The sequence below is a fragment of the Serratia sp. DFXYC6 genome, from assembly GCF_057196085.1.
Genome location: NZ_JBXUNV010000004.1, coordinates 186989 through 209302, shown reverse-complemented (window position 1 = coordinate 209302; position 22314 = coordinate 186989). Strand labels below are relative to the sequence as shown.

Below are 22314 nucleotides of genomic sequence, written 5' to 3'. Positions count from 1 at the left end.
CCCGCGTGCCCGCTAATCCGCTGAATCGCCATGCAAAATAAAATTTGGCACAGCCCTTGCTACATATGACGCGTACCAGGGGTGAGTTTGGGCTTAATTCGTGGAGGGGCAATATGAAGCTGGTGACCGTGGTAATCAAACCGTTCAAGCTGGAGGACGTGCGCGAGGCCTTGTCCTCCGTGGGTATTCAGGGGTTGACCGTAACCGAAGTGAAGGGCTTTGGCCGCCAGAAGGGGCACGCCGAGCTGTATCGCGGCGCCGAATATAACGTCAATTTCCTGCCCAAGGTCAAAATCGATATCGCCATCGCCGACGATCAGTTGGATGAAGTGGTTGATGTGATTAGCAAAGCCGCCTACACAGGCAAAATCGGCGACGGCAAAATTTTCGTTGCCGAGTTGCAACGTGTGATCCGCATTCGCACCGGCGAAACCGACGAATCGGCACTGTAACCGCGAACTCAGTTAAGTGATGGGGATGGATTGATAATGAAAAGACTGTTATCCATGTTGGGCCTGAGTTCGGTAACCCTGGTTCCTTCTTTGGCCCTGGCCGCCCCGGCGGTCGCTGATAAGGCCGACAACGCCTTTATGATGATCTGCACCGCGTTGGTGCTGTTCATGACGCTGCCGGGCATCGCGCTGTTTTACGGTGGCTTGCTGCGCGGCAAAAACGTGCTGTCGATGCTGACGCAGGTCACCGTCACCTTCGCGCTGGTCTGCGTGCTGTGGGTGTTGTATGGCTATAGCCTGGCGTTCAGCGAGGGCAATGCGGTGTTCGGCGGGTTCGAAACGGCGATGCTGAAAGGCATCGGCATCGACAGCGTCACCGGCAGCATCAGCCAAATGATCCACGTCGCCTTCCAGGCCTCCTTCGCCTGTATCACCGTGGCGCTGGTGGTGGGTGGCTTCGCCGAACGCATTCGCTTCTCGGCGGTGCTGATCTTCGCGATCCTCTGGTTCACGCTGTCTTATCTGCCGATCGCGCACATGGTGTGGGGCGGCGGTTACCTGGCCGCCGACGGCGCCTTGGACTTCGCCGGCGGCACCGTGGTGCACATCAACGCCGCCAGCGCCGGGTTGATCGGCGCCTACCTGATTGGCAAGCGCGCCGGCTTCGGTAAAGAGGCCTTCAAACCGCACAACCTGCCGATGGTGTTTACCGGGGCGTCCATCCTGTATATCGGCTGGTTCGGCTTCAATGCCGGTTCCGCCAGCGCGGCCAACGGCATTGCGGCTCTGGCATTCCTCAACACCGTGGTTGCCACTGCGGGCGCCATTCTCTCCTGGACCTTCGCCGAGTGGGTGCTGCGCGGCAAGCCTTCATTGCTGGGCGCCTGCTCCGGCATGATCGCCGGGCTGGTAGCAGTGACGCCGGCGGCGGGCACCGTGGGCGTGGGCGGGGCGTTGATCATCGGTCTGGTGGGCGGCGTCGCCGGCCTGTGGGGCGTCGTGACGCTGAAAAAATGGCTGAAAGTGGACGACACCTGCGACGTGTTCGGTGTGCACGGGGTGTGCGGCATCGTCGGCTGCCTGTTGACCGGGGTGTTCACCGCCTCTTCACTGGGCGGCACCGGTTACGCCGAAGGGGTGACGATGGGCCATCAGGTCTGGATCCAACTGGTGAGCGTGCTGATCACGCTGGTGTGGTCGAGCGTCGCCGCCTTTATCGCCTTCAAGATCGCGGGCGCCATGGTTGGATTGAGAGTGCCGGAGGAGCAGGAACGCGAGGGGCTGGACGTCAACAGCCACGGCGAGAGCGCCTACAACCAGTAAGGCTCAAAGCAGGGCAGTGCGCTAAAGACTAAAATAATGATGAAGCCAAAAGGGGCGATGGAAACATCGCCCCTTTCTTTATGCTGCGGATCAGGCGTCGCGTTGGCGAATCACCCCTTCCTGCACGGTGGTGGCGACCAGTACGCCGTCGCGGGTATAAATCTGGCCGCGTACAAAGCCCCGTGCGCCGGAGGCAGAGGAGCTCTCCACCGCGTACAGCAGCCAGTCATCCATGCGGAACGGACGGTGGAACCACATTGAGTGGTCAATGGTAGCCACCTGCATGCCCGGCTCGAGGAAGCCGACGCCGTGCGGCTGCAGCGCCGTCGGCAGGAAGTTAAAGTCCGACGCGTAGCCCAGCAGATATTGGTGGATGCGCTGATCGTCCGGCATGCTGCCGTTGGCGCGGAACCACACGTAGCGATGCGGTTCTTCCACGCTGCCTTTCAGCGGGTTATGGAATTTCACCGGGCGCATTTCGATCGGCTTCTGGCCGATAAATTTTTCGCGCACTTTTTCCGGCAGCATATGCGCCAGCTTCTGGGCGATCTCTGACTCAGACAGCAGCCCTTCCGGCGGCGGCACGTCCGGCATCTGGTTCTGGTGCTCGAAACCTTCTTCCGGGCTCTGGAAGGAGGCGGTCATATAGAAGATAGGTTTGCCGTGCTGGATGGCGCTGACGCGACGGGCGCTGAAGCTGTTGCCGTCGCGCAGGGTTTCCACGTCGTAAACGATAGGCTTGCTGCTGTCGCCCGGGCGCAGGAAGTAACTGTGGAACGAATGCACGCTGCGTTCGTCCGGCACCGTCTGTTTGGCGGCGTACAACGCCTGGCCGACCACCTGCCCGCCGAACACCTGGCGCAGCCCCAGATCTTCACTCTGACCGCGGAACAACCCTTCTTCGATTTTCTCCAGATCCAGCAGATCGAGGAGGTTTTGCAATGCCTGGCTCATAAAGTTGTTACCTTTCTAATAATCATTTTGCGCAGTGTGCGGAATATCACGGCGCGGCGTCAACATTTTGCGTTAAGGGGCCGATGAGAATGCTCTTAATCATGGACGCCTTGGGCTGTTTAAGTGATTAATAGGCGGGGTAAAGTGGATTTATCAGTGTTTTGTGCTAGGTTTAATAGGTGAGGTGGTGAAAGCCACCAACATGTTGATAATAAAAAAGGAGACCGATCCATGAAACTCTGGCAAATCGTAGGCGGTGCCGCGGCACTGACGATCACGCTGGCAGGATGCGCGCAAAAGAGTGCCGATGTGCCTACACAGACGGCCGGTAACCCGGCGGCTGCGCAAACGCAGATTCAGGGCCCGGCGGTGACAGGTTCGGTTAATATACGTCAGCGCATTGCGCTGCCGCCGGACGCCGTACTGACGGTCACCCTCTCTGACGCTTCGCTGGCAGATGCGCCGTCCAAAGTGATTGCACAGCGCGCGGTGCGTACTGAAGGACAGCAGGCGCCATTCAGCTTTACGCTGCCGTACAACCCGTCCGACATCCAACCGAATGCGCGCATCATTCTGAGCGCAGCGGTGACGGTCAACGGGCGCCTGATGTTCATTACCGACACCATCCAGGAAGTGGTTAACCGCAACGGCACCCGCGCCGATCTGCTGCTGGTTCCGGTGCAGGGCGTGCCGATGCAGGCTGCGCCAACCGCCATGCAGTAAACTTACTGCGGTACAGCAAGATGAAATCAACAGCCTTTGCGCTTCGGCCAAAGGCTGTTTTGTTTTACCAGCGCCAGCCGTAGCGTTCGAAATCGACCGTGCTGTGCGGGCCGAAAATTATCCCCTCCGCTAGCAGTGCCTGCCGTTGCCGTTGAAAATCCTCCCCCTGCTGCGAGATCTGTCCGTGGCGGTTGATCACCCGGTGCCAGGGCAGCGTGCTGCCTTCCGGCAAACGCCGCAGCACGCCGCCAACCTGACGCGCGGCGCGCGGCGAGCCGGCCAGCCGGGCGACTTCACCGTAAGTGGTGACTTTGCCGTAAGGAATGGCGGCCACGATATGGAAAACCCGCTGGCTGAAAGAGGCGTCTTCTGGTTGCATATTGCTGTTCCTGCGCGAATCAAAATCCAGGCGAAGAGTGTGCCACAATGCAGGTGGGCAAGAAAACAGCGGTTGGCCCCGGTTGGCTTGCTATTTGGTGGGGCATCGCCGATAATGCCCACCGCTTCGGAGTACAGAAGCCGTCAATGGGGGCCCTGTTGGTTCTCCCGCAACACTAACTTGTGAACTCGGTCAGGTCCGGAAGGAAGCAGCCGCAGCAGGTGACGTGTGTGCCGGGATGTAGCTGGCAGGGTCCCCACCCATTTGGGCTTCGCCAATCCGCGCTTTTGCCACCTCTCCTCCACGTATCTATTATCCATTTCTGTCATCAGGCAGAGCGACACGCATTTCTTTTCTTCCCGCCTTCAATTCTTTTGGATAATGAATTAGCGGTTCTGGGGAGCGGGCACAGTGAGGCGGGCGATGAGATAACCTGTCTCGATTAAAAAAGAAAATTGTTTCCGCGCAATATTATTATCGGAAGAGGGAACGCAAGTGAAGTTTTACTGTCAATAGGAAAAGTACGTATTCAACTTGAACATTGAAGCCGATAAAAGCATCGGCTCAACGCGTTGGGGGCTGATTATCTGACATATTTCCAAACGGAGGTGGGGATTTTGTCATACAGTTTGTTCATGGTGAGCTCTGCCAGACGATGATCTGCCGCTGAGTAAAACAGCTCCAGTTCATCATCGGAAAGCTCGTACTTATTTTTCTCAATAACACGTTCGAGAGTATCAATCGTGGTGCATTTACGTAAACGCATCAGATAGTCGGTTTTAGTCATGGTGGCCTTTAGTTTAATAACCGTAAAATAGCTTGGGAATAATTATCCCCTAAGTTTTCATTGTCGTACAGATGTCCTCTCCTGAGAACATTCTGAATAATCTCGCCTTGGTTTTTTGCCAGCGGCGCAGGTCGGAATCATTGATACCATAGCTGCTGAACAGCGTATAGGTATCGTCGAGATATTCTTCGACTAACTCCGACAGGTCAGATTCGTCCATGTATTTAATTTTATAACTCATCACAAACGAAGCGATATGTTCGATCAACTCATTAAGCTGCAGGTTGACGGAGGACGTCGGATCGTTGACCCACCCATGATGACTGTCTCCCAGGGTAGCGATACCTTCATCATACAAATTTTCGCACAAGAATTTGAGCTGAGCAATGTCGTGTCGCTTAGGCGAATACTCATCCATATCATCCCCTCCGTAAGTCTTAATTGCGGTGTGATAACACTATGTGAGTAAGCTGATTTACATCATGAACGGAGGCAGCTTAACGGTGGTTAAATAAACTTCCCGTAAAATGAATATAAATCATTTTTTCGCGTTTGGCCTGTAGTTATTACTTAAACTTACAATTCATCCGCAGTTGATGGGCGTGAGTTATCAATGATGTCGAAGATTAAACCCCGCGCCGTCACTCGAAACCGGACGCTGTCGTTGATGATATCTTCGCTGTTGATATCCAGGCAGGCATTAAAAATGCCCCACTTATAACGATAACTCATTGAATAATCGCTGTCGCCTTGCTGCACTATATCAAGTATTTCTAATGAATCTTCGGCATAGCGTGCGCTTTCAGAATAAAAGCTGAGTCCGCTGGTCAGCGCCGGCACTAACTCCGCAATATTGTCATGAACCACTTTCTTTAATTTTTTAACAGAAAGTGCGTTGACGTCCAGGTTACAGGCAAGGGTAACAAGCATTAATCTCGGCCAACAACAATGTTATCTGCTTATCTTACTCCTTTTCCGCCCTCGTCGGTAAATTTTTCGATTTACCGCTGTTCTTTACCTTACGCCAACATTCCAACCGAATGGAAATATCCCTGGGTTTTGTAAGGGGGCGGGGGGAGATCCGCTGTGCGAGGGATTGTTACGTTCCGTTGCATTATTGTCGCGCCATAGCTTGAGCTACGGTAGTTGTTGTGATGTTATATTATAACTCTTATCCATCATTTTGGTCATCACATTGATTCCCACTTCACGACATGGCGCCGCGTCGTCACTGAATTCGTTGTTCACCACCTCCGCCGCCGCGCGTTGTGCGGGGGCCGTTGTGCTGCTGGCTCTGCTGTGGCTCGGCATCTTTTGGGCGGTATCGCTGCCATGATCATCCTGCGTCAGCTGATGCTAGGCTATGGCGCCACGCCGCTTTTCCCGCCGCTGAGCGGGCAGTTTACCGCCGGCTCGTTAACCGCGGTGGTGGGCGTCAATGGGGCCGGAAAATCGACATTGCTGAAAACGCTCGCCGGTTTGTTGCCGCCGATGGGCGGCAGCCTGAATTTCAGTGGCGGAAAGCCGCCGCGCAGAGCTTACTTACCGCAGCAGGCGGAGCTGGATCGGCAGTTCCCGATCGCGGTAAGCGATCTGGTGGCGATGGGATGTTGGCCGCAAAGCGGCATGTTCGGCGGTATGAACCAGCATGCGGCGAGCCAGGTTAATGAGGCGCTGGCGAGCGTCGGCATGAGTGTGCTGGCGCACAGCCCGGTGGGCGAGCTCTCCGGCGGCCAGCTGCAGCGGGTATTGTTTGCGCGCCTGCTGGTCCAACAGGCGCCGCTGATCCTGCTGGATGAACCTTTTACCGGCATCGACAGCGCCACCACGCAAATTTTGCTGCAGGTGATTGCGCAGCTGCACCGGCAGGGGAGAACGGTGATCGCCGTGCTGCACGATATGTCGATGGTTGCCGAGCATTTTCCGCAGGCGCTGTTGCTGACGCCGCAGGCTTGCCACTGGGGCGCGGCCGAGCGGGTGCTGGAGCAGGTGCCGAGGTATCACGCCGCCGAACGGCAGCCGGATCTGCGGGCGGTGGCGCCATGATGCTGTGGCATGCGCTTATCGATCCTTTCCTCTCTTTCGGTTTTATGCGCCGCGCGCTCATGGCGTGCCTGGCGTTGTCGCTCAGCGCCGCCCCGCTGGGTGTGTTTCTGTTGCTGCGCCGCATGAGCCTGGTAGGGGATGCGTTGTCCCACGCGGTGTTGCCCGGCGCGGCGATCGGCTATCTGATTTCCGGCATGTCGCTGGTGGCGATGGGCGTGGGTGGCTTTATCGCCGGGCTGGCGGTAGCGATGCTGTCCGGCCTGGTGAGCCGCCGCACGCCGCTGAAAGAGGACGCCAGCTTCGCCGGATTCTATCTGGGCTCACTGGCGCTGGGGGTCACGCTGGTCTCGTTGCGTGGTTCCAGCGTGGATCTGCTGCACGTGTTGTTCGGTTCGATCCTGGCGGTGGATGCGCAGGCGATGCTGATGGTCGGTGCTATCGCCTCGGTTTCGCTGCTGGCGCTGGCGGCGCTGTACCGCGCGCTGGTTATCGAATCCTTCGACGTCACTTTCCTGCGGGTTAACGCGCCGCGCCGGTTGGCGCTGATCCACGGCCTGTTTTTGGCGCTGGTGGTGGTCAATCTGGTGGCGGGATTCCAGATCCTCGGCACCCTGATGTCGGTTGGGTTAATGATGTTGCCCGCCGCCAGCGCGCGCTTCTGGGCGCGCAATCTGCCGCAGACGCTGGCGACGGCGATGGGCATCGGCGCGCTTTCCAGTCTGATTGGGCTGGTGTGGTCCTATCACGCTTCGCTTCCCGCCGGCCCGGCGATCGTGCTCAGCGCCAGCATCCTCTTTTTTGTCTCGATCCTGTTTGGAACGCGCGGAGGCATTTACGCCTTTGCGCGCCGTTGAGAAGTGCCATTTGCAAGGAGAAAATATGAAACGTTTACCTATATCGCTGGCGGTAGCTGCTCTGCTGGCCAGCCCATTGGCGATGGCGAAGACCGTCGACGCCGTCGCCAGCTTTTCCATTCTCGGAGATATCGTCAAGCAGGTGGGCGGCGATCACGTCAAGGTCAGCACGCTGGTGGGGCCGGATGGCGATCCGCACAGTTTCGAGCCTTCACCGCAGGACGGCAAGAAGCTGGCTCAGGCCGATGTGGTGTTCGTCAGCGGCCTGGGGCTGGAAGGGTGGATCGATCGCCTGGTCAAGGCTTCGGGTTATAAAGGGCAGGTGATCACCGCTTCACAGGGCATCAACACCCGCCAGATGGAAGAGGATGGCAAACCGATTACCGATCCTCACGCCTGGAACAGCATGAAAAACGGCGTGCAGTACGCCACCAACGTGATGAACGCCCTGATCGCCGCCGATCCTGAGGATGCCAACTATTTTCGCCAGCGCGGCGCCGACTACATTCAGCAGCTGCAAAAGCTGGATCTGTGGGCCAAAACCCAGTTCGCCGCAGTGCCGCCGCAGAAACGTAAGGTGCTGACCAGCCATGATGCTTTTGGCTACTTTGGACAAGAGTATGGCGTCACCTTCCTTGCCCCGGTCGGATTTTCCACCGAAGCGGAAGCCAGCGCCAGCGACGTGGCGAGCCTGATTAAGCAGATTAAACAGGAGAAGGTTAACGCTTACTTTATCGAAAACCAGACCGATCCGCGGCTGGTGAAGCAGATTGCCGCCGCCACCGGCGCCAAGGCGGGCGGCGAGCTGTACCCTGAAGCGCTCTCCCGCGCTGGCGGCCCGGCGGCCACCTATGAGCAGGCGTTCAAACACAATGTCGACACGTTGCTGAGCAGCATGAAGTAATCTCTGCCCCCCGCCCGCGGGTGGGGGGCAGCTTGCAGGCACTTTCTCGCCATAAAAAAAGCCCCGTTGAGCAGCAACGGGGCTTTGCGACAGATGACACTTGGGAGTTAACGCTTTTTCTTACGTCCCTGTACCGCTTTGAATCGCGGATTGCTTTTACAGATCAAATAGATGCGGCCACGACGACGCACGACTTTGCAATCCGGATGGCGATTTTTCGCCGAACGCAATGAACTCAATACCTGCATGGGGTTTCCTTGTTACTTATTGCCGATAAAGCGGCCAAAGCGCTGCTGGAAGCGCGCCGTGCTGCCTTCTTTGGAATAGTCTTTCTGCTTACCGGTGTAATACGGATGCGAAGCGGAAGAGACGTCGAGGGTGACATACGGCCAGCTTTCGCCGTCCAGTTCGATAGTGCGATCGGTTTTGATGGTCGATCCCACTTTGAAGTAGGCATTGGCGCTGACGTCGTGGAACACCACGGTGCGATAATCGGGATGGATGCCGGGTTTCATAATGGCCTTCTCATGTAATGTTATACTATAACAATAATTATGCGCCGACCTGGCATCATGATCAAGCGTAAATTGCACTCACGAGCGAATTAATGAGAACGGTTTGCATTAACCTGCTGAAGCAAAAGAAAAAGGCCGCATGCGCGGCCTTTCGATTATCGGGTGGAGCTCACATCACTGAGCGATCAGTGGTGCTCTACCGGATGGCTGTGTTCCAGGTCTTCGTTCTTCTTGCTGAAGCGGCGGCGAACCACCACGAAGAACACCGGTACGAAGAAGATCGCCAAGACGGTAGCGGTGATCATCCCGCCCATAACGCCGGTACCAACCGCGTTCTGTGCGCCGGAGCCCGCACCGCTGCTGATAACCAGCGGCAGAACCCCGAGGATGAAGGCCAGGGACGTCATCAGGATTGGACGCAGACGCATACGCACTGCTTCCAATGTCGCCTCGATCAGGCCTTTGCCTTCTTTTTCCATCAGGTCTTTGGCGAATTCCACGATCAGGATGGCGTTCTTCGCCGATAGACCAATGGTGGTCAGCAGCCCTACCTGGAAGTACACGTCGTTGTTCATGCCGCGCATTGTCGCGGCCAACAACGCACCGATAACCCCCAGCGGCAATACCAGCATGACCGAGAACGGCACGGACCAGCTTTCATACAGCGCCGCCAGACACAGGAACACCACCAGAATCGAGATGGCGTACAGCGCCGGCGCCTGGTTGCCCGACAGACGTTCCTGATAGGACATGCCGGTCCAGTCGTAACCGATGCCGCTTGGCAGTTTGGACGCCAGTTGCTCCATCAGGTTCATCGCTTCACCGGTACTCTTGCCCGGTGCGGCCTGGCCCAGAATTTCCATCGACGGCAAGCCGTTATAGCGTTCCAGACGCGGTGAGCCGTATTCCCATTTCGCCGAAGAGAAGGCGGAGAATGGCACCATCTGGCCGCTGGTACCGCGCACGTACCACTTGTTGATGTCTTCCGGCAGCATGCGGAACGGCGCTTCGGCCTGTACGTACACCTTCTTCACACGACCGCGGTCGATGAAGTCGTTGACGTACGAGCCACCCAGCGCGGTGCTCAGCGTGCTGTTAATGGTGGTGATGCTGACGCCCAACGCCTTGGCTTTCTCCTGATCGACGATCAGTTTGAACTGCGGCGTATCTTCCAGGCCGTTCGGGCGCACGCCCACCAGCACATCCGGATGCTGAGCAACCATGCCCAACAGCTGGTTACGCGCTTCGGTCAGTTTTTCGTGCCCCAGGCCGCCCTGGTCAATCAGCTCGAAGTCGAAGCCGGTTGCGGTACCGAGTTCGATAATCGCCGGCAGGTTGAACGGGAACACCAGGCCTTCTTTAATCTGCGAGAAGGCGCCCATGGCGCGACCGGCGATCGCTTCTACCTTGTTCCCGGCCCCCGGCCGCTCGCCCCAGTCTTTCAGGCTGACGAATGCCAGGCCGTTGTTCTGGCCGTTACCGTTGAAGCCGAAGCCCGCGACGGTAAACACCGAAACCACGTTGTCCTTTTCCTTGTTCAGGAAGTAGTCAGAGACTTCTTCCAGCACTTTGTTGGTGCGGGACTCGGTGGCGCCGGCAGGCAACTGCACCATGGTCAACAGGATGCCCTGATCTTCGTCCGGCAGGAACGAGGAAGGCAGGCGCAGGAACAGCAGGCCCATGCCAACCACGATCAGCAGGTAGATGATCAGATAGCGGCCGGTGCTGCGCAGGATGTTGCCCACGCTGTCGGTATAGTGATGCGTGCTTTTCTCGAACATGCGGTTAAACCAGCCGAAGAAGCCTGTTTTAACCCCGTGATCGCCTTTCGGGATCGGTTTGAGCATGGTGGCGCACAGCGCCGGCGTCAGGATCAAGGCCACCAGCACCGACAGCGCCATCGCGGACACGATGGTGATCGAGAACTGGCGATAGATGGCGCCGGTTGAGCCGCCAAAGAACGCCATCGGCACGAATACCGCTGACAGCACCATGGCGATGCCCACCAGCGCGCCCTGGATCTGGCCCATCGATTTACGGGTGGCTTCTTTCGGCGGCAGCCCCTCTTCGGACATGACGCGCTCGACGTTTTCCACCACCACGATGGCGTCATCTACCAGCAGGCCGATCGCCAACACCATGCCGAACATCGTCAGGGTGTTTATCGAGAAGCCGAACGCCGCGAGTATCGCAAAGGTCCCCAACAGTACTACCGGCACCGCGATGGTTGGGATCAGCGTCGCGCGGAAGTTCTGCAGGAACAGATACATCACCAGGAACACCAGGATGATGGCTTCGATCAGCGTTTTCACCACTTCGTTGATGGAGATTTTAACGAACGGGGTGGTGTCGTACGGATAAACCACTTTCATCCCTTGCGGGAAGAATGGCGCCATCTTGGCCAGCTCGTCTTTCACACCTTTGGCGGTGTTCAAGGCGTTGGCGCCGGTTGCCAGTTTGATACCCAGGCCGGCGGCAGGCTTGCCGTTATAACGTGCGGTAACGGCATAGCTTTCCGCGCCGCGCTCGATGTGAGCGACGTCGCGCAGGCGCACCTGGGAACCGTCGGTATTCACCTTCAGCAGGATCTTGCCGAACTCTTCCGGCGAAGTCAGACGGGTCTGCGCGATGATCGAGGCGTTCAACTGCTGCCCCGGCACCGGCGGCAGGCCGCCCAGCTGGCCAGCGGCGATCTGGTTGTTCTGCTCGGTGATGGCGGAGGTCACGTCCGTGGTCGTCAGCTGGTAGTTGTTCAGCTTGTTCGGATCCAGCCAGATACGCATCGCGTACTGGGCACCGAACAGCTGCACTTCACCCACGCCGGACGAACGGCTGATCGGATCCTTGATGTTGGACGCCACGTAGTCCGCAATATCGTCCTGCGTCATGTTCGGATCGTCGGAAACGAAGCCGGCCACCATCAGGAAGCTGCTGCTGGATTTTTCTACTTTCAGGCCCTGTTGCTGAACTTCTTGCGGCAGCAGCGGGGTGGCCAACGACAGTTTGTTCTGAACCTGAACCTGCGCGATGTCAGGATCGGTGCCGGATTCAAACGTCAGGGTAATGGTGACGCTACCAGAGGAATCACTGGTGGAGGACATGTACATCAGGTTATCGATACCGTTCATGTTCTGTTCGATAATCTGTGTGACGGTATCCTGCACCGTTTTGGCATCTGCGCCCGGGTAGTTGGCGGAAATACTCACCGCCGGCGGTGCAATAGTGGGATACTGCGCGATCGGCAGTTTCATTATTGCAAGCACCCCCGCCAACATGACGATGATGGCGATTACCCAGGCGAAAATTGGGCGGTCTATAAAGAACTTAGCCATGTATTACAGGCTCCTTTTTATGACTTCTGCGCTTCAGACTGCGGCTGTTTTTGCGCCTGAGTGTCAACTTCCTGCACTTTTACCTGCGCGCCCGGATGCACTTTCATCAGGCCGGAGACGATCACGCGATCGCCGGCTTTCAGGCCATCGGTAACCAGCCATTTGTCGCCAATCGCCTGGTCCGCCTTCAGCGTGCGCAGCTCAACTTTGTTGTCTGCCCCTACCACCAACGCCGTCGCGTCGCCGCGCGGGTTGCGGGTGACGCCCTGTTGAGGCACCAGCAACGCATCGCTGCGTACGCCTTCGTCCAGACGGGCGCGCACGAACATGCCAGGCAACAGCGTATCGTTCGGGTTAGGGAACAGGGCGCGAATGGTAATGGAGCCGGTGGTCTCATCGACGGTGACGTCAGAGAATTCCAGCGTGCCTTCCTGCGCATATTCGGTGCCGTTTTCCAGCATCAGTTTCACCTTGGCCTTGCCGTTTTCCTGCTTCAGCGCGCCGCTGGCCAGTTCTTGCTTCAGGCGCAGGAAGTCGGTGCTCGACTGGGTGACGTCGACATACATCGGATCCAGCTGCTGCACGGTGGACAGGGCGGTCGCCTGGCCGTTGCTGACCAGCGCGCCTTCGGTCACGGCAGATTTGCCGATGCGGCCGGAGATCGGGGAGGTCACTTTGGTGTACGCCAGATTAATGCGCGCGGTTTCCACGGCGGCCTTGGCGGCCACCACGGCGGCATCCGCTTGCTGCAGTGTGGAGACGGCGTTGTCATAGTCCTGCTTACTGATATAGCTGGTACCCAGCAATGGCTTGTAGCGGTTTACCGTCACGCGTGCGATGGAAGCGCTGGCCTGTGCTTTGGCCAAATCGCCTTTCGCGCTGTCGTAGCTGGCTTGATAGGTTGCGGGATCGATTTGGTACAGAGACGTCCCGGCCTTGATATCGCTGCCTTCGACGAAGTTGCGCTTCAGGATGATGCCACTGACCTGAGGGCGAACTTCGGCGATACGATACGCAGCGGTGCGGCCAGGAAGATCGGTAGTGATGTTGAGAGGCTCGGCCTTCAAGGTGACTACGCCCACTTCAGGTGCCTGTTGTTGGGCACCTTGCTGTTGGGTTTCTTTATCGTTACATCCTGTTAGCACTAAGCTGCCTGAAAGCATCAGAACGGCCGCCAGAGGCGTTAACCCTCTGTTTTTGTTCATAGAAAAACCTCAAGTGTCCGATTTCAAAATGATCAATGGATCACAAGCTTTAAAACCCATTGCTGCGTTAATTATATGTGCGTGCTATGGTACATACATTCGCGAATGTATGTAAATCACACTCCCCCTAAATAACAATGCCATGGCACGAAAAACCAAACAGCAGGCGCAAGAAACCCGACAGCAAATCCTCGATGCTGCGGTGAGAGAGTTCTCTGAACGTGGCGTTGCTGCAACGTCACTGACAGATATTGCCACCGCTGCTGGGGTTACGCGTGGAGCCATTTACTGGCACTTCAAGAATAAGGTAGACCTGTTTAATGAAGTTTGGGAATCTACCGAGCCGAAAATTGACCAGCTCGAAACAGAGTATCAGGCAAAGTTTCCCGATAATCCACTGCGGGTTATCCGGGAAATTCTGATTTACGTTCTGACGTCTACGGTTGAAGACGGCCGCAGGCGGGCGTTGATGGAAATTATATTCCACAAATGCGAGTTTGTCGGTGAAATGATGCCGCTGCTGGATTCGCGCAAGGTGCTGTACCTCGCCGGTTACGAACGCATCGAAGCGGTGCTGTACAACTGCATTCACCACGGGCAATTGCCGGCCGATCTGCACACTCGTCGCGCGGCGATCATCCTGCGCGGTTATATCACCGGCCTGCTGGAAAACTGGCTGTTTATGCCGGAAAGTTTCGATTTGCGGGCCGAAGCCGAAGCGCTGGTGGATGCGTTTTTGGAGATGCTGCAGTTTTGCCCCACCTTGCGCCTCAGATCCGATATGCCGACGGCAGCACCGCCCAACGCCGGCTCCCTGCCTTTATAAGGAGAGATTTCATGTCATCAGTCGTTCTCATCGCCAATGGCGCCGCCTATGGCCACGAATCCTTGTTCAATGCGCTGCGGTTGGCCATCGCCATGAAAGAGCAGCAGAGCAGTCTCGATCTGCGGCTGTTTCTGATGTCCGATGCGGTGGTGGCCGGGTTGGCCGGGCAGCAGCCGCACGAGGGGTACCACCTGCAGCAGATGCTGGAAATCCTCACCGCGCAGCAGGTGCCGGTCAAGCTGTGCAAGACCTGCGCCGACGCGCGCGGCGTCAGCCGCTTGCCGCTGGCGGACGGCGTGGCGATCGGCACGCTGGTCGAGCTGGCGCAGTGGACGCTGGCGGCGGAGAAAGTGCTGACTTTCTGATTTCGCGACAATGGGACATCACCGGCAACGCTTTTGTTGTTCGTTGCCTGCCGGCTGTCGTGATAATCTTCAGGCTTCTTAACCGATCCGAAGCTAAATCATGCATCGCTGGTTGACTCTGCCCTCTCTGGCGCCGCGCTCGTTTGTCGGCGCATGCCGGCGGCGCATCGCCGCCGCGACACTTCTTTTCCTGATTTGCGCGCTGAGCTTGCCGACACAGGCGGCGCTGAACGGCGATCTGCCGCAGCGCAGCGAAGTGCAAAGCCAGCTGGAAACGCTGAGCAAGCAAAAAGCCCTGACGCCGGTCGAAAAGCTGTCCCAACAGGATTTAACCCGCACGCTGGAGCTGCTGGACGCCCTCGAGCGCAACCGGCAAGACGCCGCGCAGCTTAAACAGCAGGTGCAGCAGGCGCCGGCGAAGCTCAATCAGGTCACTGCCGAACTGGATGCGCTGAAGCAGCCGGCGGACAATGCGGCGGCGCGCGCTGCGCTGTTGCCGTTGTCGCTGCGCCAGTTGGAAAGCCGGCTGTATCAAACGCTCGACGAGCTGCAAAGCGCGCAGGAGAGCCTCTCCACCTACAACAGCCAACTGGTGTCGCTGCAAACCCAGCCCGAGCGGGTACAAAGCACCATGTACGCCGCCTCGCAGCGCCTGCAGGAGATCCGCAGCCAGCTCAGCGGCCAGACGCCGGGGCAAGATTCGCTGCGCAACAGTCAACAGGTGATGCTGAGCACCGAGCAGGCGCTGCTCAATGCGCAGCTGGAGCTGCAGCGCAAGAGCCTGGAAGCCAATACCACGCTGCAGGATCTGCTGCAAAAGCAGCGCGACTACACCACGGCGCATATCGACGCGCTGGATAAGTCAGTGCAGTTGCTGCAGGAGATCGTCAACAGCAAGCGGTTGACGCTGTCTGAAAAGACCGCCAAAGAGGCGCAGAACCCGGAAGACGCCACCGATATCCAGCACGATCAGCTGGTCAGCAAGCAGCTGGACGTCAACCGCCAGCTGAGCCAGCGGCTGATTGCCGCCACCGAAGAGAGCAACACCCTGTTCCAGCAGAATATTCGGGTCAAAAACTGGCTCGATCGCGGGCTGCAGGCGGAGCGTAACCTGAAAGAGCAGATCCAGGTGCTGAAGGGCAGCCTGGTGCTGTCGCGCATCCTGTATCAGCAGCAGCAGAGCCTGCCGCAGGGCACGCTGTTGGCGGATATGGACACGCGCATCGCCGATTTGCGGCTGGAGCAGTTCGATATCAATCAGCAACGCGACGATCTGTTCAAGGGGGAGGATTACATCAACCAGCTGGTGACCGAAAGCAAGGAAAAGGCCGGCCCGGAAGTGATCGACGCGTTGAACGAGATCGTCGACATGCGCCGCGAGCTGTTGGATCAGCTGAACAAACAGCTCAGCAACCAGCTGTCGTTGTCGATCAACCTGCAGATCAATCAGCAGCAGCTCACCAGCGTCTACGGTTCGTTGCAGGATACGCTGACCCAGCAGATCTTCTGGGTCAACAGCAACAAGCCGGTCGATCTGGCGTGGCTGAAGGCGATGCCAGAGGCGGTGCGCGATCAGCTTGCCGGATTAGATATCAAATTCGACGGCGGCAAGCTGGTACAGGGCGGGTTGAATGCGCTGGTGTTCCTGATCCCGATGCTGTTGGCGATCGGGGTATTGCGCTGGCGCTACCGGCTGATCGACGGCCATTTACAAAAGCTGGCCAGCGATGTGGGGCAACTGAAGCGCGACGGCCAACTGCATACGCCGAAGGCTATCGCGCTGACCTTACTGAAGGTATTGCCCGGCGCCGCGCTGCTGCTCGGCGTCGGTTTCTGGATGTATCGCGCCGATTTCGGCATCAGCGACTTTATCTGGGCATTGTCGCAGCAGCTGGCGCTGTCGTGGCTGGTCTTCGGCTTCAGCTATCGGATGCTGAAACCGGGCGGCATTGCCGAGCGGCATTTCAACTTCGGCGCCAATCTGTGCGCGCATTACCGCCGGCAGACGCTGCGGCTGGGATTGGCGCTGCAGCCGCTGATCTTCTGGTCGGTATTGGGCGAAAAAGCGCCGCTGCGCCTGGTGGAAGACGTTATCGGCCAGATCGTGGTGATGCTGACGCTGGCGCTGCTCGCGGTGCTGGTGTTCCCGCTGTGTCGCGACAGCTGGCGCGAAAAGGGCTCGCACGCCGTGCGGCTGATGGTAGTTACAGCCATCGCCGCCACGCCGCTGATCCTGCTGGGGCTGATGTTCGCCGGTTACTTCTATACCACGCTGCGACTGGCCAGCCGCTGGATAGACAGCCTGTATCTGTTTTTCCTGTGGAATATCGTGTACCTGACCGCGCTGCGTGGTCTGAGTGTGGCGGCGCGGCGTCTGGCCTACCGGCGCGCGTTGGCGCGGCGGCAAAACGTGGCGAAAGAGGGGGCCGAAGGCGGTGAACCGGTGGTGGAAGAGCCGCCGCTGGCGCTCGATCAGATCAACCAGCAGTCGCTGCGCCTGACCACCCTGGTGCTGTTCGCCATCTTCGCCAGCGCCTTCTATGCCATTTGGTCGGATCTGGTGACGGTCATCGCCTATCTGGACAGCATCACGCTGTGGCATTACACCAGCACCGTGGCGGGCAGCAGCGTGGCGCAGGCGGTGACGCTGGGCAACATGATGGTGGCGATCGCCGCAGTGATCGTCGCCTACGTGCTCACCCGCAACTTGCCTGGTCTGCTGGAGGTGGTGGTGCTGTCGCGGCTGCAGCTGCGGCAGGGGGCGTCCTATGCCATCACCACCGTGCTCACTTACCTGATCACCGCCGTGGGCGCCGTGGTTGCGCTGGGATCGCTCGGCGTCTCCTGGGACAAACTGCAATGGCTGGCCGCCGGTCTGACGGTCGGGCTGGGCTTCGGGTTGCAGGAGATCTTCGCCAACTTCGTCTCCGGCCTGATCATTCTGTTCGAACGCCCGATCCGCATCGGCGATACCATCACCATCGGCACCTTCTCCGGTTCGGTCAGCAAGATCCGCATTCGCGCCACCACCATTACCGACTTCGATCGCAAAGAGGTGATCATTCCGAACAAGGCGTTCGTCACCGAGCGGCTGATCAACTGGTCGCTGTCCGACACCATCACTCGCGTGCTGATCAAGGTCGGCGTGGCCTACGGCTCCGATCTCGACAAGGTGAAAAAGGTGTTGCTGCAGGCGGCGCACGACAACCCGCGGGTGATGACCGATCCCGAACCGCAGGTGTTCTTCCTCAACTTCGGCGCCAGCACGCTGGATCACGAACTGCGGCTCTATGTGCGCGAACTGCGCGATCGCAGCTACACGGTGGATGAACTGAACCGCTCAATCGACCGCCTGTGTCGGGAAAACGACATCGACATCGCCTTCAATCAGCTGGAGGTGTATCTGCATAACCAGCAGGGCAACGAAGTGCAGGAAGTGAAAAGAACGCTGTCGCCGGATGACGGCGGCCAGACGGCGGTGGATAAGCAATGAGAGGCGAAAGGGACAGCGGCGCTGTCCCTGGTTACTGTCCGGCGGGCAGATAGGGAGAGGTGACGCCGGCGCGCTGCAGCTTTTCCTGATAATCCCGTTTGACGATATCCAGCGCCGCCAGTGCGGTGACCGGATCGATCTCGTTGCATTCCAGCAGGTAAATCAAGTCTACCGCCAGCTGCAGTTCGGGTGAGGCGTTTTCCAGAGACATAGCACCTGCGCTTATTAATTAATGGGATGAATAACTCGCATACCGGCAGAGTATAGTGAACCTGGCGCGCAACCGGGAATAATCATTAAAATATTGTGATAAATCTTCAAAAACCGTTTTCTTTGCGCTCGATATTGCGCTCGATGCGCGCCAACGCCTGACGACAGCGCATCAGCCGCCCCTCCAGCGCCGCCAGCTCGTGCTGCAGTTTTTGCTGCGCCGCCAACGTGGTTTGGCGGCCGAGCAGGCTTTCCCGATCCTGAATCATGGCGATCAGCCGGCGTTCGTAGTCCTGATGCTCGGCCAGCTTGTGGTAAAGATCGGCCTCGGGGGCTTCTTTCGGCTGGTTCTTGCGCCGCAGCGCCTGGGTCGCCAGCTCGCGCTGCAGGGCGGCGATCTGAGCCACCAGTTTTTCGGCCAGAAAGGCCACCTGGCTGGTGCGGTTGTCGTTGGCGGCGCTTTGCAGCTGGGCGAAATTCTTCTCCACCTCGGCCAGGTAGTCGCGCAGCCGCGTGCCGCGATTGGCGAACAGGGCGGCGTCGAAGCGCGCCTGCGGGATCGGAACGTCGCCGCGCGGGGTCACTTCGGCCGCCAGCGCCGCGATCTGCTGTGCCAACACCTGTAATAGACGCTGAGTGCTCACATAAGCTCCCTCTTGATTTCAACAGGCGTAAGCTTGCCCGCGATGCTGTTGTGAAACAAGCGCCGCATGCATATTCCGCCGGCGCGGCGCCGATGCTACAGTAGGCCGCAACCGATTGAGGAGCGAAGAGCCGCATGACGCGTGGGTTATTGATCATTTTGGGCTGGTTGGCGGTGGTGCTGGCGACGTTGGGCGTGGTGCTCCCGCTGCTGCCGACCACGCCGTTCCTGCTATTGGCCGCCTGGTGCTTCGCCCGCTCTTCGCCGCGCTTTCATCACTGGCTGCTGTACCGTTCCTGGTTTGGCCCTTATCTGCGCCATTGGCAGCAGCATCGCGCGCTGCCGCCGGGGGCGAAGTGGAAGGCTGTGCTGGTGATCGTGCTGACCTTCGCCTGTTCGCTGTGGCTGGTGAAAATCTGGTGGGTGCGCGGGCTGTTGCTGCTGATGCTGGCCATTTTGCTGACCTTTATGCTGCGTCTGCCGGTTATTGACCTGCCGCAACAAAAACAGCGCTGATTGTGCGCCGCTGGTTGCATTTGTCCGCCAGTTTGCATAGATTTGGGCGTTTTCGTGCGCGGATCGCCTGCCATTTCTTCTCCGGTGTGTTTCTCCCGGGGGCGGCGGGTGAGCGGCGCGCCGGTTTTCAGGCAGTTTTATCAGGCAACAATTATGACCGCTACTGCGCAGCAGCTTCAGTTTATTAAAGACAGTATCAAAACCATCCCGGATTATCCGAAGCCGGGCATCCTGTTCCGCGACGTGACCAGCCTGCTGGAAAACCCGTTGGCCTATGCCGCCAGCATCGAGCTGCTGGTTGAGCGCTATCGCGAAGCGGGCGTGACCAAGGTGGTGGGTACCGAAGCGCGTGGTTTCCTGTTCGGCGCGCCCGTCGCGCTGGCGCTGGGCGTCGGTTTCGTGCCGGTGCGCAAACCGGGCAAACTGCCGCGCGCCACGCTCAGCGAAAGCTATGAGCTGGAGTACGGCACCGACAAGCTGGAGATCCACACCGATGCCATCACCGCGGGTGACAAAGTGCTGGTGGTGGACGATCTGCTGGCGACCGGCGGCACCATCGAAGCGACCACCAAACTGATCCGCCGTCTGGGCGGTGAAGTGAACGACGCCGCGTTCATCATCAACCTGCCGGATCTGGGCGGGGAAGCGCGTCTGAACAAGCTGGGCATCGATTGCTACTGCCTGGTGGACTTCGCCGGCCATTGATGCGGCATTGCCCCTTGGGCACAACGGCCTCGCGGATCGCCGCGGGGCTGTGTTAGCATGACCCTCCAGATTCCTCGACTTCTCCGGTATTAATGAGCTATCAGGTTCTCGCCCGTAAGTGGCGCCCTCAAACGTTCGCAGACGTGGTCGGCCAGGAACATGTCCTGACCGCGCTGGCCAACGGCCTCTCACTGGGGCGGATCCATCACGCCTATCTGTTCTCGGGCACGCGCGGCGTGGGAAAAACCACCATCGCCCGCTTGCTGGCCAAAGGCCTGAACTGTGAAACCGGCATCACCGCCACGCCATGTGGCCAATGCGACAACTGCCGCGAGATCGAGCAGGGGCGCTTTGTCGATCTGATCGAGATCGACGCCGCTTCCCGAACCAAGGTGGAAGATACCCGCGATCTGCTGGACAACGTCCAGTACGCGCCGGCGCGCGGCCGCTTCAAGGTCTACCTGATCGACGAAGTGCACATGCTCTCGCGCCACAGCTTCAACGCGTTGCTGAAGACGCTGGAAGAGCCGCCGCCGCACGTCAAATTCCTGTTGGCCACCACCGATCCGCAAAAGCTGCCGGTGACCATTCTCTCGCGCTGTCTGCAGTTCCACCTCAAAGCGCTGGACGTCGATCAGATCCGTCAGCAGCTGGAAACGGTGCTGACGGCGGAGCAGATCACCAGCGACGCCCGTGCGCTGCAGCTGCTGGCGCGCGCCGCCGACGGCAGCATGCGCGACGCGCTGAGCCTGACCGATCAGGCGATCGCCATGGGGCAGGGGCAGGTGACCGCCGCCACCGTCAGCCAGATGCTCGGCACGCTCGATGACGAGCAGCCGCTGGCGATCCTCGAAGCGCTGGTCAGCGCCGACGGCGAAAAGGTGATGGCGCAGGTCGCGCAGGCCGCTTCGCGCGGCGTGGACTGGGAAAACTTGCTGGTGGAGACGCTGGCGCTGCTGCATCGCATTGCGATGGTGCAGCTGTTGCCTTCGATGCTCGACAACCACTACGCCGCCGTGGAGCAACGGCTGCGCGAGCTGGCGCGCACCCTGCCGCCGGCCGATGTGCAACTTTACTACCAGACGCTGTTGGTGGGCCGCAAAGAGCTGGCCTATGCGCCGGATCGCCGCATGGGGGTTGAGATGACCCTGCTGCGCGCGCTGGCGTTTCACCCGAAAGCGGTGATCCCGGAGCCGGTGGCGTTGGTGCAGACCGCGCCGGCGCCGATGGCGCAGCCGCAGCAGGCCGCATCGCCACAGCCGCCGCAGTTTCAGGACGCGCCGCCGCCGCTAGGGCAGCCGGCCGTGCCGCAGCGACAATCATCGGCCCCTTTACCGGATGCCACCGCCCAGCTGTTGAAAGCGCGGTCCCAGCTGCAACGACAGCAGGGAGCATCCACACCAAAAAAGAATGAGCCGGCGGCGCCAGGAATAGCGCGGCCGGCAAACTCGGCGCTGGGGCGTTTGGCTTCGGTGACCGAGCGCAGCCAGCAGCGCCTGGCGGAGAAGAAGGTGCCGGAAAAACCGGCGAAACCGGAAGCTTATCGCTGGCGCGCGCAAACCGAGCCGGAAGCGGCGCCGGAACCGCTGGCGACGCCGAAAGCGCTGCGCACGGCGTTGGAACATGAGAAAACGCCGGAGCTGGCCGCCAAGCTGGTGGTGGAGTCGCTGGAGCGCGACGCCTGGGCGGCAGAAATCGATAAGCTGAAGATCCCGAAATTGGTGCAGCAGCTGGCGTTGAACGCCTTCAAGCAGCAGCCGGAGCCGGGCAAAATTAACCTCCATCTGCGGTCTTCGCAGCGCCATCTGAATTCGCCTTCGGCGCAGAAGACGCTGGCCGACGCGCTCGGTGAGCTGTACGGCGGCCCGATTGAGCTGACCGTGGTGGAGGACGATAATCCGGCGGGGCGCACCCCGCTGGAGTGGCGACAAGCCATCTATGAAGAAAAACTGGCGCAGGCGCGCCAGTCCATCGAAGCGGATACCAACATTCAGACGCTGCGCCGATTCTTCGACGCGGATCTGGATGAAGAGAGTATTCGCCCCCTTTAAACGCCGCGCGAGGTGCGCGGCCCTAGCGACG

General features: G+C 59.0%; 23 protein-coding genes, 1 other RNA gene and 1 other annotated feature. Of the genes, 13 read left to right on the top strand and 11 right to left on the bottom strand.

Annotated features, from left to right (window positions below; translation table 11 throughout):
- The first annotated feature begins 113 nt into the window (after positions 1–113).
- Both glnK and amtB read left to right on the top strand, forming a co-directional pair.
- Positions 114–452, top strand: a complete 339-nt coding sequence (gene glnK, locus AC2CGQ_RS19965) for a P-II family nitrogen regulator (RefSeq protein WP_004940327.1) — start codon at positions 114–116, stop codon at positions 450–452.
- Positions 453–488: 36 nt separating this feature from the next.
- Positions 489–1775 carry an ammonium transporter AmtB gene (gene amtB, locus AC2CGQ_RS19960; protein WP_004940322.1) on the top strand — a complete coding sequence of 429 codons (1287 nt, stop codon included), beginning with the start codon at positions 489–491 and terminating at the stop codon, positions 1773–1775.
- A 90-nt stretch (positions 1776–1865) separates the two neighbouring features.
- Here the strand turns inward: amtB and tesB are convergent, their stop codons facing one another.
- Positions 1866–2729: an acyl-CoA thioesterase II gene (gene tesB / locus AC2CGQ_RS19955; protein WP_015376854.1), complete on the bottom strand. Its 864-nt coding sequence runs from the start codon at positions 2727–2729 to the stop codon at positions 1866–1868.
- Between the two features lie 231 nt (positions 2730–2960).
- Between tesB and AC2CGQ_RS19950 the strand changes: the two genes are divergently transcribed.
- On the top strand, positions 2961–3452 hold the full coding sequence (locus tag AC2CGQ_RS19950) for a YbaY family lipoprotein (RefSeq protein ID WP_015376855.1): 492 nt from the start codon (positions 2961–2963) through the stop codon (positions 3450–3452).
- A 64-nt stretch (positions 3453–3516) separates the two neighbouring features.
- On the opposite strand, the gene AC2CGQ_RS19945 is transcribed toward AC2CGQ_RS19950, so the two are convergent.
- On the bottom strand, positions 3517–3831 hold the full coding sequence (locus tag AC2CGQ_RS19945) for an MGMT family protein (RefSeq protein ID WP_015376856.1): 315 nt from the start codon (positions 3829–3831) through the stop codon (positions 3517–3519).
- Between the two features lie 156 nt (positions 3832–3987).
- Here AC2CGQ_RS19945 and ffs point away from each other — a divergent pair.
- An RNA gene (gene ffs, locus AC2CGQ_RS19940) (signal recognition particle sRNA small type) lies at positions 3988–4084 on the top strand.
- A gap of 330 nt (positions 4085–4414) precedes the next feature.
- On the opposite strand, the gene AC2CGQ_RS19935 is transcribed toward ffs, so the two are convergent.
- From AC2CGQ_RS19935 to AC2CGQ_RS19925, 3 genes are all read right to left on the bottom strand, one after another.
- The gene (locus AC2CGQ_RS19935; protein WP_004940313.1) at positions 4415–4618 is read right to left on the bottom strand and encodes an HHA domain-containing protein; all 204 of its coding nucleotides are present in this window, start codon (positions 4616–4618) and stop codon (positions 4415–4417) included.
- Between the two features lie 49 nt (positions 4619–4667).
- Complete coding sequence (tomB, locus tag AC2CGQ_RS19930) at positions 4668–5036, bottom strand: Hha toxicity modulator TomB (RefSeq protein WP_004940312.1); 369 nt, start codon at positions 5034–5036, stop codon at positions 4668–4670.
- 158 nt (positions 5037–5194) lie between these two features.
- Positions 5195–5548 carry a hypothetical protein gene (locus AC2CGQ_RS19925; RefSeq protein WP_004940311.1) on the bottom strand — a complete coding sequence of 118 codons (354 nt, stop codon included), beginning with the start codon at positions 5546–5548 and terminating at the stop codon, positions 5195–5197.
- 402 nt (positions 5549–5950) lie between these two features.
- Between AC2CGQ_RS19925 and AC2CGQ_RS19920 the strand changes: the two genes are divergently transcribed.
- The 3 genes from AC2CGQ_RS19920 to AC2CGQ_RS19910 are packed head-to-tail and all read left to right on the top strand — an operon-like array spanning position 5951 to position 8422.
- Positions 5951–6664, top strand: coding sequence for a metal ABC transporter ATP-binding protein (locus tag AC2CGQ_RS19920; RefSeq protein ID WP_044031828.1), 714 nt, complete (start codon positions 5951–5953; stop codon positions 6662–6664).
- Positions 6661–7518, top strand: a complete 858-nt coding sequence (locus tag AC2CGQ_RS19915) for a metal ABC transporter permease (RefSeq protein WP_044031827.1) — start codon at positions 6661–6663, stop codon at positions 7516–7518. Before AC2CGQ_RS19920 ends, AC2CGQ_RS19915 begins: the two co-directional genes overlap by 4 nt.
- 25 nt (positions 7519–7543) lie before the next feature.
- Positions 7544–8422 (top strand): metal ABC transporter substrate-binding protein, encoded by an 879-nt coding sequence (locus AC2CGQ_RS19910; protein ID WP_049278666.1) that lies wholly within the window; start codon positions 7544–7546, stop codon positions 8420–8422.
- Between the two features lie 107 nt (positions 8423–8529).
- Here AC2CGQ_RS19910 and ykgO read toward each other — a convergent pair whose 3' ends face one another.
- From ykgO to sdeX, 4 genes are all read right to left on the bottom strand, one after another.
- Positions 8530–8670 (bottom strand): type B 50S ribosomal protein L36, encoded by a 141-nt coding sequence (gene ykgO, locus AC2CGQ_RS19905; protein ID WP_110612354.1) that lies wholly within the window; start codon positions 8668–8670, stop codon positions 8530–8532.
- A 12-nt stretch (positions 8671–8682) separates the two neighbouring features.
- Entirely contained in the window at positions 8683–8937 is a 255-nt protein-coding gene (locus AC2CGQ_RS19900) for a type B 50S ribosomal protein L31 (RefSeq protein ID WP_004940303.1), read from the bottom strand.
- 185 nt (positions 8938–9122) lie between these two features.
- Positions 9123–12269 carry a multidrug efflux RND transporter permease subunit SdeY gene (sdeY, locus tag AC2CGQ_RS19895; RefSeq protein WP_015376860.1) on the bottom strand — a complete coding sequence of 1049 codons (3147 nt, stop codon included), beginning with the start codon at positions 12267–12269 and terminating at the stop codon, positions 9123–9125.
- Between the two features lie 17 nt (positions 12270–12286).
- The gene (gene sdeX / locus AC2CGQ_RS19890) at positions 12287–13474 is read right to left on the bottom strand and encodes a multidrug efflux RND transporter periplasmic adaptor subunit SdeX (protein WP_015376861.1); all 1188 of its coding nucleotides are present in this window, start codon (positions 13472–13474) and stop codon (positions 12287–12289) included.
- A gap of 142 nt (positions 13475–13616) precedes the next feature.
- Between sdeX and acrR the strand changes: the two genes are divergently transcribed.
- From acrR to mscK, 3 genes are all read left to right on the top strand, one after another.
- Positions 13617–14300: a multidrug efflux transporter transcriptional repressor AcrR gene (gene acrR, locus AC2CGQ_RS19885; protein WP_049810854.1), complete on the top strand. Its 684-nt coding sequence runs from the start codon at positions 13617–13619 to the stop codon at positions 14298–14300.
- A gap of 11 nt (positions 14301–14311) precedes the next feature.
- Positions 14312–14665 (top strand): DsrE/DsrF/TusD sulfur relay family protein, encoded by a 354-nt coding sequence (locus AC2CGQ_RS19880; protein WP_004940282.1) that lies wholly within the window; start codon positions 14312–14314, stop codon positions 14663–14665.
- Positions 14666–14765: 100 nt separating this feature from the next.
- The gene (mscK, locus tag AC2CGQ_RS19875) at positions 14766–18158 is read left to right on the top strand and encodes a mechanosensitive channel MscK (protein ID WP_103085998.1); all 3393 of its coding nucleotides are present in this window, start codon (positions 14766–14768) and stop codon (positions 18156–18158) included.
- A gap of 31 nt (positions 18159–18189) precedes the next feature.
- On the opposite strand, the gene rsmS is transcribed toward mscK, so the two are convergent.
- Together rsmS and priC are read right to left on the bottom strand one after the other, a co-directional pair.
- A complete protein-coding gene (rsmS, locus tag AC2CGQ_RS19870; RefSeq protein WP_004940278.1) occupies positions 18190–18369 on the bottom strand; it encodes a pleiotropic regulatory protein RsmS in 180 nt (59 codons plus the stop codon).
- A 106-nt stretch (positions 18370–18475) separates the two neighbouring features.
- Positions 18476–19012, bottom strand: coding sequence for a primosomal replication protein PriC (gene priC, locus AC2CGQ_RS19865; protein ID WP_004940276.1), 537 nt, complete (start codon positions 19010–19012; stop codon positions 18476–18478).
- A gap of 134 nt (positions 19013–19146) precedes the next feature.
- Between priC and AC2CGQ_RS19860 the strand changes: the two genes are divergently transcribed.
- The 3 genes from AC2CGQ_RS19860 (at position 19147) to dnaX (ending at position 22283) form a co-directional block, all read left to right on the top strand.
- Positions 19147–19527: a DUF454 family protein gene (locus AC2CGQ_RS19860; RefSeq protein ID WP_016928835.1), complete on the top strand. Its 381-nt coding sequence runs from the start codon at positions 19147–19149 to the stop codon at positions 19525–19527.
- Between the two features lie 153 nt (positions 19528–19680).
- On the top strand, positions 19681–20232 hold the full coding sequence (gene apt / locus AC2CGQ_RS19855) for an adenine phosphoribosyltransferase (RefSeq protein ID WP_015376864.1): 552 nt from the start codon (positions 19681–19683) through the stop codon (positions 20230–20232).
- Positions 20233–20324: 92 nt separating this feature from the next.
- Positions 20325–22283, top strand: coding sequence for a DNA polymerase III subunit gamma/tau (gene dnaX, locus AC2CGQ_RS19850; protein WP_156865259.1), 1959 nt, complete (start codon positions 20325–20327; stop codon positions 22281–22283).
- Positions 21616–21680, top strand: a sequence feature (DnaX frameshifting element). Its footprint overlaps the gene before it by 65 nt.
- Positions 22284–22314: the final 31 nt, after the last annotated feature.

Excerpts from the sequence above, each read along its gene's own strand:
- AC2CGQ_RS19880 (WP_004940282.1), top strand. The coding sequence starts at position 14,312 with ATGTCATCAGTCGTTCTCATCGCCAATGGCGCCGCCTATGGCCACGAA.
- ykgO (WP_110612354.1), bottom strand. The coding sequence starts at position 8,670 with ATGCAGGTATTGAGTTCATTGCGTTCGGCGAAAAATCGCCATCCGGAT.
- amtB (WP_004940322.1), top strand. The coding sequence starts at position 489 with ATGAAAAGACTGTTATCCATGTTGGGCCTGAGTTCGGTAACCCTGGTT.
- AC2CGQ_RS19925 (WP_004940311.1), bottom strand. The coding sequence starts at position 5,548 with ATGCTTGTTACCCTTGCCTGTAACCTGGACGTCAACGCACTTTCTGTT.
- tesB (WP_015376854.1), bottom strand. The coding sequence starts at position 2,729 with ATGAGCCAGGCATTGCAAAACCTCCTCGATCTGCTGGATCTGGAGAAA.
- acrR (WP_049810854.1), top strand. The coding sequence starts at position 13,617 with ATGGCACGAAAAACCAAACAGCAGGCGCAAGAAACCCGACAGCAAATC.
- AC2CGQ_RS19860 (WP_016928835.1), top strand. The coding sequence starts at position 19,147 with ATGACGCGTGGGTTATTGATCATTTTGGGCTGGTTGGCGGTGGTGCTG.
- AC2CGQ_RS19915 (WP_044031827.1), top strand. The coding sequence starts at position 6,661 with ATGATGCTGTGGCATGCGCTTATCGATCCTTTCCTCTCTTTCGGTTTT.
- mscK (WP_103085998.1), top strand. The coding sequence starts at position 14,766 with ATGCATCGCTGGTTGACTCTGCCCTCTCTGGCGCCGCGCTCGTTTGTC.
- tomB (WP_004940312.1), bottom strand. The coding sequence starts at position 5,036 with ATGGATGAGTATTCGCCTAAGCGACACGACATTGCTCAGCTCAAATTC.
- AC2CGQ_RS19920 (WP_044031828.1), top strand. The coding sequence starts at position 5,951 with ATGATCATCCTGCGTCAGCTGATGCTAGGCTATGGCGCCACGCCGCTT.
- sdeY (WP_015376860.1), bottom strand. The coding sequence starts at position 12,269 with ATGGCTAAGTTCTTTATAGACCGCCCAATTTTCGCCTGGGTAATCGCC.
- glnK (WP_004940327.1), top strand. The coding sequence starts at position 114 with ATGAAGCTGGTGACCGTGGTAATCAAACCGTTCAAGCTGGAGGACGTG.
- AC2CGQ_RS19935 (WP_004940313.1), bottom strand. The coding sequence starts at position 4,618 with ATGACTAAAACCGACTATCTGATGCGTTTACGTAAATGCACCACGATT.
- AC2CGQ_RS19900 (WP_004940303.1), bottom strand. The coding sequence starts at position 8,937 with ATGAAACCCGGCATCCATCCCGATTATCGCACCGTGGTGTTCCACGAC.
- apt (WP_015376864.1), top strand. The coding sequence starts at position 19,681 with ATGACCGCTACTGCGCAGCAGCTTCAGTTTATTAAAGACAGTATCAAA.
- AC2CGQ_RS19945 (WP_015376856.1), bottom strand. The coding sequence starts at position 3,831 with ATGCAACCAGAAGACGCCTCTTTCAGCCAGCGGGTTTTCCATATCGTG.
- rsmS (WP_004940278.1), bottom strand. The coding sequence starts at position 18,369 with ATGTCTCTGGAAAACGCCTCACCCGAACTGCAGCTGGCGGTAGACTTG.
- AC2CGQ_RS19910 (WP_049278666.1), top strand. The coding sequence starts at position 7,544 with ATGAAACGTTTACCTATATCGCTGGCGGTAGCTGCTCTGCTGGCCAGC.
- sdeX (WP_015376861.1), bottom strand. The coding sequence starts at position 13,474 with ATGAACAAAAACAGAGGGTTAACGCCTCTGGCGGCCGTTCTGATGCTT.
- dnaX (WP_156865259.1), top strand. The coding sequence starts at position 20,325 with ATGAGCTATCAGGTTCTCGCCCGTAAGTGGCGCCCTCAAACGTTCGCA.
- AC2CGQ_RS19950 (WP_015376855.1), top strand. The coding sequence starts at position 2,961 with ATGAAACTCTGGCAAATCGTAGGCGGTGCCGCGGCACTGACGATCACG.